This is a genomic window from Allorhizobium paknamense (genome assembly GCF_030815125.1).
Classification (GTDB): Bacteria; Pseudomonadota; Alphaproteobacteria; order Rhizobiales; family Rhizobiaceae; genus Allorhizobium; species Allorhizobium paknamense.
Genome location: NZ_JAUSWH010000029.1, coordinates 18596 through 32154, shown reverse-complemented (window position 1 = coordinate 32154; position 13559 = coordinate 18596). Strand labels below are relative to the sequence as shown.

The 13559-nt window shown below is 56.1% G+C and carries 11 protein-coding genes; 6 read left to right on the top strand and 5 right to left on the bottom strand.

What is annotated here, in order from left to right; all coding sequences use genetic code 11:
• Nucleotides 1-1553: 1553 nt before the first annotated feature.
• The 5 genes from QO005_RS24250 to repC all read left to right on the top strand — a co-directional run bounded on the left by QO005_RS24250 (nucleotide 1554) and on the right by repC (nucleotide 6179).
• Nucleotides 1554-2036, top strand: a complete 483-nt coding sequence (locus QO005_RS24250) for a type II toxin-antitoxin system RelE/ParE family toxin (RefSeq protein WP_370878148.1) — start codon at nucleotides 1554-1556, stop codon at nucleotides 2034-2036.
• A complete protein-coding gene (locus QO005_RS23335; protein ID WP_307160420.1) occupies nucleotides 2037-2330 on the top strand; it encodes an addiction module antidote protein in 294 nt (97 codons plus the stop codon).
• Between the two features lie 166 nt (nucleotides 2331-2496).
• Nucleotides 2497-3708, top strand: coding sequence for a plasmid partitioning protein RepA (gene repA, locus QO005_RS23330; protein WP_370878147.1), 1212 nt, complete (start codon nucleotides 2497-2499; stop codon nucleotides 3706-3708).
• Nucleotides 3709-3784: 76 nt separating this feature from the next.
• On the top strand, nucleotides 3785-4756 hold the full coding sequence (gene repB / locus QO005_RS23325) for a plasmid partitioning protein RepB (RefSeq protein ID WP_307160419.1): 972 nt from the start codon (nucleotides 3785-3787) through the stop codon (nucleotides 4754-4756).
• A 154-nt stretch (nucleotides 4757-4910) separates the two neighbouring features.
• A complete protein-coding gene (gene repC / locus QO005_RS23320; protein ID WP_307160418.1) occupies nucleotides 4911-6179 on the top strand; it encodes a plasmid replication protein RepC in 1269 nt (422 codons plus the stop codon).
• On the opposite strand, the gene QO005_RS23315 is transcribed toward repC, so the two are convergent.
• Both QO005_RS23315 and QO005_RS23310 read right to left on the bottom strand, forming a co-directional pair.
• Nucleotides 6159-7526, bottom strand: coding sequence for a metallophosphoesterase family protein (locus QO005_RS23315; protein ID WP_307160417.1), 1368 nt, complete (start codon nucleotides 7524-7526; stop codon nucleotides 6159-6161). The genes repC and QO005_RS23315 overlap by 21 nt on opposite strands.
• Complete coding sequence (locus tag QO005_RS23310; RefSeq protein WP_307160416.1) at nucleotides 7516-8130, bottom strand: recombinase family protein; 615 nt, start codon at nucleotides 8128-8130, stop codon at nucleotides 7516-7518. The genes QO005_RS23315 and QO005_RS23310 overlap by 11 nt, the downstream gene beginning before the upstream one ends.
• Before the next feature lie 95 nt (nucleotides 8131-8225).
• On the opposite strand from QO005_RS23310, the gene QO005_RS23305 reads away from it, so the two are divergent.
• Nucleotides 8226-11129, top strand: coding sequence for a Tn3 family transposase (locus QO005_RS23305; protein WP_307160421.1), 2904 nt, complete (start codon nucleotides 8226-8228; stop codon nucleotides 11127-11129).
• Nucleotides 11130-11350: 221 nt separating this feature from the next.
• Here QO005_RS23305 and QO005_RS23300 read toward each other — a convergent pair whose 3' ends face one another.
• Genes QO005_RS23300 through QO005_RS23290 form a run of 3 tightly spaced genes read right to left on the bottom strand, consistent with a single transcriptional unit; the run spans nucleotide 11351 to nucleotide 13526 of the window.
• Nucleotides 11351-12076 (bottom strand): amino acid ABC transporter ATP-binding protein, encoded by a 726-nt coding sequence (locus QO005_RS23300; RefSeq protein WP_307160415.1) that lies wholly within the window; start codon nucleotides 12074-12076, stop codon nucleotides 11351-11353.
• Nucleotides 12073-12822, bottom strand: a complete 750-nt coding sequence (locus tag QO005_RS23295; RefSeq protein WP_307160414.1) for an amino acid ABC transporter permease — start codon at nucleotides 12820-12822, stop codon at nucleotides 12073-12075. Before QO005_RS23295 ends, QO005_RS23300 begins: the two co-directional genes overlap by 4 nt.
• Nucleotides 12823-12827: 5 nt before the next feature.
• A complete protein-coding gene (locus QO005_RS23290) occupies nucleotides 12828-13526 on the bottom strand; it encodes an amino acid ABC transporter permease (protein WP_307160413.1) in 699 nt (232 codons plus the stop codon).
• Between the last annotated feature and the right edge of the window lie 33 nt (nucleotides 13527-13559).

Here is a 13559-nt window from a genome sequence, read left to right as displayed (position 1 = left end):
CCCCTCCCCAAAAACTCAGCAAACGATCAAGCAATATGCAAAAGACTGGCTCAAATGTTTCAATCACGCCATGCCGATGGCGAAATTAAGCCAGTCTCCCAAAAGGTCAAGATGTCGGTTGTGGTTTCCGAGGACGACGGTGGGTAGCGGTGATCAGGCCGCCTGCCTCCCCGCTTCGAGGCAAGACGAAAAGGCCTTAGTCCCTGAGGGGGTTCTGCCCCGATGTGGCTTTTTGCCTTCAATTTCCATTCGCTACACACGAATGGTGGACGCCGGTGCGGGCCAGACATCCTTCTCAAGGCTGAACCACCCCCTCCCCTCCCCTCTCCGGTTCGGTCGGTACTGCTCACATGCCGGCCTTGGACAAAGTGCCCTTCGTCCATGCTCACGTGGCACGGAGTGAACGGATCGAGTGCTCCTTTCCAAGCCTGGCAGCTTCACAAGGCCGTGCTGCATCCTCCAAAGCCGATCGGAAGATCCATTGGGAACAGCGTCGTTCTGCAGGCTTGGGGATGTTGCTCGATGGATGCGGCAAGACCCGGTCTCCCCAGCCTGCCGCGCTATCGGCATAAACGACGTCAGTGAGATGCGGAACCTTCTGCGCCCTGCCCCGCGCATGGATATGGACAGACCCCGACACGACGCATTCATTCGGCTTGGCTTAGGGCTGGGGTCGACCTATGTGCCAGCCTCGGGATCGCTCCCCGCGTTCTACCGCGTATTCGAAGGCTCATTGGCAGGATCATCAACTCATCCAGTAAGCCAACAAACATCACACCGCATCGAGAAGCGCAAGAGGCATCCCGGACCGACTTTTCCCGAGCCATCGTCTCGGCGTCGGCGATGGTCCCCTCCTCCCGAGCCCCTGCAGACGACCCCGCCTTCGAGACGGTCAAACAGCTCATCGTCCCGTTTCAGCCTGACGCGGACAGTCAGGTCGTCGTCTGCTGTTCAGCGTCTCACCTGCTCGACAGGGCGACGATCCCCTCCCCTTCTGAAAAGAAAATTTTTCCTCTCGCCATTTTTGCGCCCCTGCGCGCGCGTCAGTTTAGAGAGGGTCGTTCTAAGAGGATCGTTAATAGGTGCCGATCCATGGGTCGGCAGGGGGTGCCGATCCAGAGTCGGCAGGGGGTGCCGATATATCGGCAGGGGGTGCCGACTGGTCGGCAGGGGTCTTAGAATAATTTTCCAAAACATGCAGAAGTGAGGCGGCATCAGGAACATGCACCGATGATTGATTTTCTGATGATGACGCTCGCAAAAGAGGTGTCGCTCCAGGGCGTGATTTGACCGCCGACGGGACGTGCGACCTGATACGTGTTGCACGCTGACGCGGGGCGAATTCTCTGAGCGAAACCCGCCCTTGCGGTCTGACAAGGCGACGAAAGTGCACTTCCAGAAGCCTGAATTATCCACAGCTTTTTTTATGCCGGAGAGCGGTTTGACAGCCACCTCCAGACCACATCATGCGGGCCGGTATTCTGTGCTGGTCGCTTTGGGCACCGAAAACAAGTCTGTCCCCTGCTCGATCGTTCAGAGGAAGCAGACCGGTGATGATGCCCAGGCAGCTGATGTGCGATCTGATGACGGTTCTGGAGATGGGCACCCGAAGACTGGAAACGTTGATGCCATCCTTCTCCCCTTCCCCTGAAGTTGCCGTCAAGGCGGGGTTTCCATCTTCACGTCAAACTGTAATCTTCAGGATACATTTTCCTTGTATGATTGTAATCTGTAGGCTACAACTGGCCATGATAGAAGTTCGCAAGACACAAGCATTCACTGATTGGCTCAAGTCTCTTAAGGACGTCCGCGCCCGGGCCCGCATTCTGGTGCGGATTGACCGCCTGTCTGAGGGCCTTCTGGGTGACGCAAAATTCTTTGACGGAATTGGCGAGCTTCGCATCACGGAAGGCCCAGGCTACCGCGTTTATTTCGTCCAGCGTGGCAAGGAAATCATTATCCTGCTTTCCGGTGGCGACAAAAGCACCCAGGCCAAAGACATCAAGAGAGCCAAGGAGATGGCGAAGGAGGTTTAAATGACAATCGAAACGACGTCCTGGGACACCAGTGAATTTCTGGACAGCCCTGAGGCCGTTGCAGCCTATCTGGAAGCGGCCCTTGAAGACGCCAATTCAAAATCGGTAGCTGTTGCACTCGGCAATATAGCTCGCGCCAAGGGCATGACCAGCGTAGCGGCAGAGGCAGGCATTACGCGGGAAGCACTTTATAAGTCGCTGTCAGAACGCGGCGATCCCAAGCTTTCGACGCTGCTTTCTGTTCTGTCAGCGCTTGGGCTGCGGCTGACCGTGGCTACCAAAGACGCGGCTTGAGACCTGCCACCCCTGCCCCAGAGGAGCCGCCCAAAGAGGCGGCTTTTTGCGTATTTGCCGTTAATCCTTCTTTAACTAAAAACTTCTTGCCACTCTGTCGGAATCGTGTGCATTTTGAAAACGGATTAAGTGCGTTTAACGCGCTAGAAGCGTCTGGGTTTTGAAAATGAGCGCCGTAGAGAGTTTTGTCGCCATGAACACCGCATCGAAAATCACCGAACGCGCTGAGGCATTGTCTGCGCGCTTGAGAGCTGTGGGCGAGCGCGCCTTTCCGCCTGCCGCCCAAAAGACGCTCCGCTCCTTCACTAGCGGTGAGGTGGCGCAGATCGTCAATGTGTCGGACGGCTATTTGCGGCAGCTTTCTTTGGATGGCTTAGGCCCCTCCCCCGAGATCGGCAGGGCCGGACGGCGTGCCTATACGCTGGAGCAGGTGGTAGAGCTGCGGGCGTGGTTAGCCGAGGCCCGCCCAAAAGAGGCGCTCAAGTTCTGGCCACGCCGCCGCGCCGGTGAGAAGCTCCAGATCATCACAGTTGCCAACTTCAAGGGTGGCTCCGCTAAAACAACCACCTCTCTTTATCTGGCTCAGGGGCTGGCCCTTCAAGGGCTGCGGGTATTGGCTATCGATCTGGATCCGCAAGCCTCGCTCTCATCTATGTTCGGCTATCAGCCTGAATTCGACGTTGCCGAAAACAGCACGCTTTACGCAGCGATCCGTTACGATGATCAGCGCGTGAAGATGAGGGATATCATTCGCCCCACCTATTTTACCGGCGTAAGCATCGTTCCGGGCAATCTGGAACTGATGGAGTTCGAACACCAGACCCCGCGCTATATGCTGCAAAATCGCAGCAACCCGCACGACATATTTTTCCGTCGCGTTGCCTCCGCCATTGCCGAGGTGGAGGATGACTTTGATGTGGTGGTGATCGATTGCCCGCCCCAGCTTGGATTTCTCACCATGGGCGCGCTCAACGCGGCCACCGGCATGATCGTAACCGTTCACCCGCAAATGGTAGACGTGGCCTCCATGTCTCAATTCCTTTTGATGACCTCTGATCTTGTGGCCGTCATTGAGGAGGCAGGTGGATCGTTGGACTATGACTTTATGCGGTTCCTGATTACGCGCCACGATCCTCGCGATGTTCCGGAACAAGAGATCGTCTCTCTGTTGCGTGATGTATTCGGCCAGGACGTAATGGTGGCGACCGCATGGAAGTCTACCGCTATTGCAAACGCCGGGCTCACTAAACAGAGCCTGTTTGAGTTGACACCCGGAACGGTTGGCCGGAACGTGTATGAGCGGGCGATTGAGTCGATCAATGCTGTCAACGCCGAGGTTGTCGACATGATCGAAACAGTGTGGGGCCGCAAGAAATGAACGGTCCTAATAAAATCAATGATTTGACATGTTGTCATCTGACAACATCGCGGGAGGCAGGCCGATGAGTTCACGCATGAATTCCATTCGCGGCATGTTTAAAGGCGGGGAAGAGGCCGAAGATGCCATCAAACGGCCCACCTCCCCGCGCGTAGCATCCGGCGCGGTGAAATCGATGAAAGACACGCTGACCGGCATTGAACAGGAAAATGCCGAGATGCGCCGGTTGCTGGCCGAGGGCGGCAAGCCTGTAGACCTTGATCCCGCTCTGATTGATCCGTCACCCTTCGCAGACAGGTTCGACCAGGACAACAAGGCAGCGCTGGAGCAGCTCAAGCAGTCCATCGCGGAGAATGGGCAGGAAATTCCTATTCTGGTGCGCCCGCATCCCCATGCGTCAGGCCGCTATCAGATCGCCTATGGTCATCGCCGCGTTCGTGCCGCCAGAGAGTTGGGCATTCCGGTTAAGGCATTTTCCCGTGAGATGGATGACCACAGCCTGGTCATGGCACAGGGGATTGAGAATTCCGCTCGCGAGGATCTGAGCTTTATTGAGCGCGCTGCATTTGCTTATCGGCTGGAAAAGGCCAGCTTTCAAAGAGCTGCCATTCAAGCGGCCCTTGCGATTGATCGCGCCGAAGCCGCGAAGCTGATAGCTGTCGCCGAAGCTGTTCCGCAGTGGCTAATGGATGCGATTGGTCCCGCCCCTAAAGTGGGCCGCCCGCGCTGGCAGGAATTAGCTGAGCTATTGAAGTCTACGGATGCGGAGAAACGTCTTCGCAAGCTTTGTGAGGATAGCACATTTCAGCATAAGGCCAGCGATGACCGGTTCAAAGTAGCGTTGGCCACAGCGAAGCGCCAGGCTGAGAATGAGAGCGTGAATACGCCAATCATCGCCCGCAGCCGGGATGGCACGGAGATCGCCTCCTTGGCGCGCAGCGGCAAGCAATGCAGGATCGCGATTGACAGGACTCAAAATGAGGCGTTTGCAGAGTATCTGATGACGCGCCTGCCAGGCATCTACGACGAGTTTAACAAAGGAAACTAACTGCAAAAGAAAAAGGCCCCCAACGGCAAAGCGTGGAAGCCCTTCTCAAGTTCTCGCAAAACAGAGAATCGCAAATCCACGAATCATAGTCAAGAGACTTTGGCACCGTTTTGGTGAGCGGATTTCTTTTGCCTTCTGAAAGGGCAAAGGATTGATGACACACAGCCAGATGATAACGACGCCCTTCGGGCGGCGACCGGCGAAGCTTTCGCTGGTCAAAGGTCAGATGGATCGCGCTGAGGCAAAGCAGAGCAGGGCGGTGGATAAGTGGCGGGTCTACCGCGACGTCTGCGAGGCCCGGGAAAGGCTTGGCCTTCAGGATCGGGCGCTGGCCGTCTTGAACGCCCTCCTAAGCTTCTATCCAGAAACGGAACTGGCCGAGGAGGGCGGTTTGGTGGTGTTCCCATCTAATGCCCAACTTTCCGTCCGCGCCCACGGTATTTCCGGCAGCACGCTTCGCCGCGCGCTGGCCTCCCTGGTCGAGGCGGGACTGATCGAGCGCCGGGATAGCCCGAACGGCAAGCGCTATGCCCACCGGGATAGGGCAGGGCAGGTGGAGGAAGCTTTCGGCTTCAGCCTGGAGCCGTTGCGCGTGCGTGCTGTCGAACTTGCCCAGCTGGCGCAGATCGTGGCCGAGCAGGCCCGCCTGTTCCGCCGCGCAAAAGAGGCACTGACGATCTGCCGGCGTGATGTGCGCAAGCTGATTTCTGCTGCCATCGAGGAGGGCGCGGCAGGGGATTGGTCCGAAATGGAGGACCATTATGTGCGCATCATCGCCCGCCTTCCCCGCCGGCCGTCCATGACCGAGGTCATCGAAATCCGTGATGAAATGGAGCTCTTGCGGGATGAGATCATCAACCGTCTGGAAATGTTGCTGAAAACCGAAAATATGAACACCAATGCCGCCCCATATGACGGCCACATACAGAATTCAAATACCGAATCCATCCATGATCTTGAATCAAGCGGCTATGAAAATATGAGGCCGGAATCGCCGAAGCCCGAGCCGATAAAACAGCGCCAGCCGGAAACTTACCCCTTGAGCATGGTGCTGAAAGCCTGCCCGCAAATTGGCGATTATGGCCCAGGCGGTGCGGTCGGCAGTTGGCGCGACCTGATGGCGGCCGCCGTGGTGGTGCGCTCGATGCTGGGTGTCAGCCCTTCCGCCTACCAGGAGGCGTGTGAGGCCATGGGTCCGGAACGCGCAGCCATAACCATCGCCGCCATTCTGGAGCGGGCAGGGCATATCAACTCCGCAGGCGGCTATCTGCGCAGCCTGACAGCCAAGGCGGTGGCTGGCGAGTTTTCCCTGGGGCCTGTTCTCATGGCGCTTCTACGGCAGGCAGGAGACGGGCAGGGGAGGCGGATAGGGGTCGTTTGCGGGAGGGGGCGAAATACTACCTTAAGCGAAATCCTGACGTAAGCGGATAGTTAAGCTGGTCCCTTTGAATGGTCGATCATGTTCTCCATGCTGACCGTATCCAACATTCCAGGCACCCGGCCACTTAACGTTTTCAATTCCGGTCGCTGTGGCAGCTTTGAATGAGGTCCATGCGGCTTCATTATGATGCCGGTAGAGAATGCCCCCTGGCCCCATCTCCGGATAGAAAGCGACATGAATATCGAAGTCGGAATCAACCGCTAAATCAGGGCCAAACCAGTAGGAAGGGCTTCGTCCTGGCTGCCTCCCGACGATGAGAGTGAGGGTCTGCTTCGGTCCGCGCGTACCTAGCCAGATGGGAGCGATGGTCTCTGGAGAATGTGCGGTGAATAACGTCTGCTCAGGGGCCCAAGGCTTCTGAGCCGTTCGACCCGTCAGACGAAATTCAGCAACGCTTCCGCGACCAATCAATCCGGTAAAGGGCGCATCAAATTTACCGTCCTTGATACGCTGCCATTCAGTAGAAGCGGCTGTGGGCGTAGGTGGCCATTGCAATTGCTCCCGCGCAACGCCATCCGTGTCGAGCACCTGATATCTTAGCCCGTTTTCATCGAGCGCAGCCTGGATGCAGTGAAGATATTCAACATCTTCAGGCATTCTATGTGCTGTGCCGGCTCCGGCAGTGCAAATCTGAAGCACTCCTCGATGCACCTGGACGTCGTACGCGAGAATATGGCTGCAAACATAGGCAAGGACGTTCGCATCCACCAGTATATTCCAGAACTCATCGGCATACTCATGGCCGATTTCACGCTGGTAAGTTCCAGAAAAGCCGTTGACTGGAAATATCGGATGGTGGCCAAGCACAAATTTATATTTTGCATCAGCGTGCTCTTTGAGCGTTCTCTGCAGCCATTCGGTTTCGACATGCCCCTCCCCACCGAGGCCGGTCCAAAGCGTATGGACAAAGACCAACAATAAATCATCTCGCCGGATCCAATAAGACAGTCCTTTTTGTTCCGTAGGACCGTTGTCTGGAAGCTGTAAGACTTCGCGAAAAATGCCCTCGCTCATCTTGTCGTATGCTGTGTGATTGCCCGTGGTATGCCACATCGGGATTTGCTGACGGTTGAGCCACGCCATTTCGACTTCAAACCAGTGTTTCCACTGTTTCCGTAAAGCCTCCGGATCAGGAGTCAGGCCGATTATTTCGTCGCCCGGAAAAAGTATGAACTCAGGCTGCGGAGCCAGACGCTTCACGATTGCGTTCACCTCAGCGAACGTTCTTTCGTGCAGGGCGTTTGGAACGCCGGAACATGAGTCGCCGTACATTACAAACTGGTGGCCGCCCGATTTCGGAAGAAGCGCGGTGATAGGCTCATGTGCCATTGTTTAAATCTCTATTCCGTTTGAGAATGTCGTTGACGGTATTCTTGCTGATAGCGAGATCACGGGCGATCCAGAGATAGCTTCGGCCTTCGGCAATCAGCGTCATGACCTTCGGCGCTAGCCGGTCTGACTTAGGCCGCTCTCCAGTTTGACGGCCGAGCCTTTTGCCTCGTGCTTTGGCGGCGGCAAGACTATATTTGACGCGCTCGCTAATCAGATCGCGCTCGAACTCTGCAATATCGGAGAGGAATGTCGCCAGCATTCGACCATGCGGTGATGACAGGTCAAAGGTCATGCCGTTCATGGCGATGACCGACACCTTCCAGCTTTCCAACTCGCCCAGAGTGCTGAGAAGATCGGTGGTGGAGCGACCCCACCTGGAAAGTTCGGTGACCAGGATTGCGTCGATCTTCCTGGCTTGGGCCAGTGCCATCACCTTCTTGCGCTCCGCCCGATCGAGCTTGGCGCCCGAGCCCGTTTCCTTGAAGATTGCAGCCACTTCGTAACCAGCCCGCAAGGCAAATGCCGTCAGATCATCTTCCTGCCGTTCGCATGACTGATCGGCAGTCGAAACGCGGCAATAGATGACAGCCCGCTGTCCCAATTGAACCCTCGTGGATTTTGGTGCCGGAAGGCCTTGATTTGTATGGACCGATTGTTGTCCAGAACAAACTGTACTTCAATAGGGACACTTGCGGCATGCCAAGGCGCACTATTCTGACCGAACGCCAGCGCGAGAAGCTGTTCGATCTGCCGACCGACGAACCGTCATTGCTTCGACATTACATATTAAGTGACGAAGACCTGCGACACATCAGGCAACGTCGTCGTGCTCGAAACCGATTGGGATTTGCTCTCCAGCTTTGCGCCTTCCGATATCCCGGCCGCCTCTTGCAGCCAGGCGAGATGATCCCGCGATCGATGTTGGCCTTCATCGGCGCGCAGATCGGTGTCGCGGCTGAAGAACTTGCCGAGTACGGTGCCAGATCGGAAACGCGCTATCAACATTCGACTGCACTGCAGCAACTTTACGGCTATCGACCATTTGAAGGCCAGGTACGCGCAAACATGCTCATTTGGCTCAAGGAGACTGCGGAGAAATCAAAAACGAATGACCTATTGGCGGCCGAGTTCCTGGCGGAGCTGCGCCGTCGCCATGTCATCGTCCCGGCGGCCTCAACCGTCGAACGATGCTGCGCCGACGCCTTGGTCGCCGCGGAACGGACGATCGCGTCCCGCATCACTGGACGTATCGACCCGCAGAGCCAAGTTCGGCTGCTATCCCTGCTTTCCGAAACGGTTGATGGTCGGATCACTCGTTTTGTGTGGCTGCGTCAGTTCGAAGTCGGTTCCAATTCCAACGACATGAACAGCCTTCTCGACCGGCTGGAGTACTTGCGCAAGCTCGCCATCGATATTGGCACCCTCGACGATATCCCACCTTTCCGCGTGACTGGCTTGCGTCGGCAGGGTGAACGCTATTCCGCCGATGGAATGCGGGATTTGCCGGAAAATCGGCGATTGGCGATATTAGCGGCGTGCGTCGTGGAGTGGTCGGCCATGTTGGCGGATGTCGCCGTCGAGACGCATGATCGTATTGTTGGAAAACTCTATCGTGCCTGTGAACGCAAACGGGATGAGCTATTGCAAGCCGAGCGCGCCTCGATCGGCGATACGCTGAAAATGCTTTCCCGCTTTGGCGATGCATTGATCACCGCGCATGATGAGCAGGACGATTTGGGATTAGCCATCACGGAAGGTGGTGGTTGGGAATTGCTCCGCCAAACTGTCGCGCAGGCGGCCGCGCTGACAGGCAAGGTCTCGGCCGATCCATTGGAATTCGTGATCGACGGATATGCCCGTTTCCGGAGGTATGCGCCTCGGTTTCTGGAAATCCTGACGTTCCGAGGTGGGCGCGGCGCGGATTCGCTTCTCGAAGCATTAGAAGTGCTGCGCCGTCTCAATCGCCGCGGACTTCGCACTTTGCCAGTCAATGCACCGCTCGACTTTGCTCGAGCCAAGTGGCGCAAAAGGATTCTCACGGATGGAAAACCCGATCGGCAAGTAAGGGAAATCGGGATCTTGTTCGAGCTTCGCAACGCGTTGCGCTCAGGCGACATCTGGCTGGCTGATAGCAGGCGGTATCGCGAGATCAGTACAGCACTGGTCCCGATTGAAACCGTCTCCGAAACTACACGGCTGGCTGTTCCGCTGGAAGCCGACGATTGGCTTCGCTGGCGAAGCCAGACCCTCAAACGCGGCATGACGCAGATCGAAGGTGCCAATCGGGCCGGTATTCTCCCAGGTGGGGCTATCATCGATGGCAAGCTTCAGATCGATCGGCTCGAAAAGGCGGCACCAGAGGAGGCTGCCGCACTCGTCCTGAAACTCTATGAAAGCATGCCGCTCGTTCGGATCACGGACATCCTGATTGAGGTCGAGGAAAAGCTGCACTTCACCGACGCCTTCACTGATCTCCGTACGGGCATTGCCTGCGGCGATCGAATTGGCGTCTTAACCGTTCTGCTAGCCGATGGCGTAAATCTCGGCCTCAGAAAGATGGCTGACGCGAGCGACACCCACACTTTCTGGGAGTTGCTACGGATCGGCAAATGGCACGTTAGAGAGGAGACAACAGCACGCGCCCTCGCAATGATCGTTGAGGCGCAGTCGAAATTGCCGATGGCCCGCTTCTGGGGTGACGGAACCACTTCGTCTTCCGATGGTCAGCACTTCCCCGCCGGGTCGACTGGAGAAGCATTGAATGTCGTCAATGCCCGATACGGTAATGAGCCTGGGCTTTCGGCATACAGTCACGTCTCCGATCAATATGCACCATATTCGACTCAGGTCATTCCCGCGACTGCTCACGAAGCGCCTTGTATTCTCGATGGTCTGCTGCAGAATGACACCGGAAGGCAAATCCGCGAGCATTATGCTGATACGGGCGGCTTCACGGATCATGTTTTTGCCATCTGCTCTGTTCTCGGCTTCCGGTTCGCACCGAGAATCCGCGACCTGCCGGACAAGCGGATCTATGTTCCCGCGATCAACGAGGTGCCCCCTGTGCTTCAGCCGATGATCGGCGGCCGGATCAACATTCGGCTGATCCATGAAAATTGGCCAGATATCCTGCGGCTCGCAGCCAGCATGGTCGCCGGGACCGTCGTGCCCAGTCAAATTCTTCGAAAACTTGCCGCCTATCCACGTCAGAACAGCCTGGCACTAGCGCTCAGAGAGGTCGGGCGTCTCGAGCGCTCGATCTTCATGCTCGACTGGCTGAGCGACATTGATCTACAGCGCCGCGCGCAAATCGGATTGAACAAGGGTGAGGCCCATCATGCCCTCAAGCGTGCGGTCAACTTCCACAGGCGCGGTGAAATCCGAGACCGCTCGTCGGAGGGACAGCAACATCGAATTGCTGGCCTCAACCTCCTCACCGCCATTATCATCTACTGGAACACATGGAAGCTTGGCGAAATCGTTGCCGAGCAAATCGCCAGCGGTGAGCAGATTGACCCTGGGCTCCTACCTCACGTCTCACCGCTCGGATGGGAGCATATAACGCTCACAGGAGAATATCGATGGCCGCCGTTAAGGTAGCATATCGCCCCCTCCCGCAAACGTCCCCTACCAGCGCACGGCCCACAAGATCACCTCGCCATGAAAATGACGCCACTTAAAATCGTTCATCAAAAGTCTCGCAGAAAATCACCAGCGCTCTTTCTGGCATCAACGGATTTTTTGCAACAGAGCCACAATTCCGGCCCCTATCACGACCACCGGTCGCCGATCGCTGGTCATGTCACCGAGCACCATTGAACCTAATGCCGTATGTCGGACAGGAATTTTTGCGCTCGGGGATGCTTCGGGTTTGTGAAGAATTCCTCAGGCGTGCTGTCTTCGAGAATAACGCCGCTTTCGAGGAACCAGATACGGTCCGCGACTTCGCGCGCGAAACCCATTTCATGCGTCACGCACATCATTGTCATGCCGCTGTGGGCGAGACCTTTCATGACCGAGAGGACTTCTCCAACCATTTCAGGATCGAGAGCACTTGTGGGTTCATCAAACAGGATGATGGGAGGCTCCATGGCCAGCGCACGTGCAATGGCAACACGCTGACTTTGTCCGCCCGACAACTGTCCCGGATAGCTTTCGGCTTTTGAGGCCAAGCCGACACGTTCCAGCAGGGCCTTGGCATTTTCGGTGGCTTCTTCCTTCGACAAGCCTCTGATCTTACAGGGAGCAAGTGTCAGATTGTCCATAACGGACATGTGAGGGAAAAGATTGAACTGCTGAAAGACGAAGCCAATCGACATGCGCAGTGCGTTGATGTCGACTTTCTTTTCATGAACGTCACGCCCGTTCACGAGGATCTTGCCGTCCTGAATTTCTTCAAGACGATTGATGGTCCGGATCAGTGTGGTCTTGCCCGATCCGGAAGGTCCGCACAGTACCACAACCTGTCCCTTCGGCACCGTCGCCGTTACATTCGTCAGGCATCGATAGTGGCCGTACCATTTGTTTACATTCTGGAATTCAATCATGGAGCAGGCTCCGTGGTGAGCGGATTGGAAAGAGACGTCGCGGCCGCTTGGGCGCTGCCAGAACCTTTTCGGCGTCTTGCGATGCGACGCTCGAGCGAGCGAGCGGTTTCCGTCAGCGAGAAACAAAGCACGAAGTACGTGACGGCAAGTATTGAGAAGACCTGCACCGGTTTAGTCAGCAATGCGGAATTCACTTGGGCCGCGGCAAAGGTGAATTCATTCACACTGATGACGTAACCGAGAGAGGTTTCCTTGATCAGCGATACAAACTGGCTGAGCAGACTGGGCAGGGAATTGTAGATGGCTTGCGGCAGGATGACGTAAATCATGGTTCGCCAGTAGCCAAGACCAAGGGAGCGGGCTGCTTCCGTCTGACCTGCGGGCAGAGCCAGAATACCAGCGCGAATGACTTCTGCGAGATAAGCAGCTTCGTAAAGCACCAGCGCACCGACGAGGGTCCAGAAACCACTGATCGGGCCTCCGACGATGAGCGGAAGCGCGAAATAGCTCCAGAAGATAACCATGACGAAGGGCGAGCCGCGCAATGTATGGATAACGGCACTCGCGGCAAAGCGTGCGCTTTTGTAAGGGCTTATACGACCCAGAGCCAAAATCATGGCGCATGGAAGAGCAAATAGAAGGCCGGTAAAAGCGATGAGCATTGTAGCGGCGAGACCGCCCAATGGGCCGTTCGGGTATTGGCCAATCAAGAAAAGAAGCCAGTTGTCGCGAATAATATCGATCATGCCGCTCACCGTCCAGAGACAAGCAGGCTGCGTTCGTAGCGAGCACCAGCGATCATGATAAGGAAGGATATGGCAAGATAGATGAGCGTGACGACAGCAAATGTCTCGAAGGTTCTGAAGGTGTCGTTTTCGATCAATCGGCTCTGATACGTCAGTTCATGAACTCCGATCGCCATCGCAATGCTCGTGTTTTTGAACAGCAGCAGCGAGTAATTGATGAGGGGCGGGATGGCATGCTTAATGGATTGCGGCAACACGATGTAACGCATCGTGCTCAAATAACCGAAGCCGAGAACCCGTCCCGCTTCGTACTGCGTCTGGGGAATTGCCCGCAAACCGCTGCGCAGAGCTTCGGACATGTAAGCGGACATGCAGAATGCCACCGCAAACATCGCTAGAATAAATTCGCTGTTACGCTCGTTTATCCAATCCCTGGCGGCCTCCGGAAGCAGTTCCGGAACAGCGAAATACCAGAACAGGATCTGGACAAGCAGCGGGATGTTCTGGTGAACCTCGACAAACGCAGCCACAAACCATTCGGCAGGCTTGAAAGTGGAATTTCGCAAAATAAGCAGAACAATCGCCCAGAAAAAAGCAATGACCCAGCAGGCGACTGTTAATTCCAATGTAACGATTAGACCATCGATCAACCAGTGCAGGTGCTCACCTGACAGAACCGACGAAAAATCCAACGAGTATGCCATGTGAGCACTCCTCATTTGAACCGTTCCAGCCCG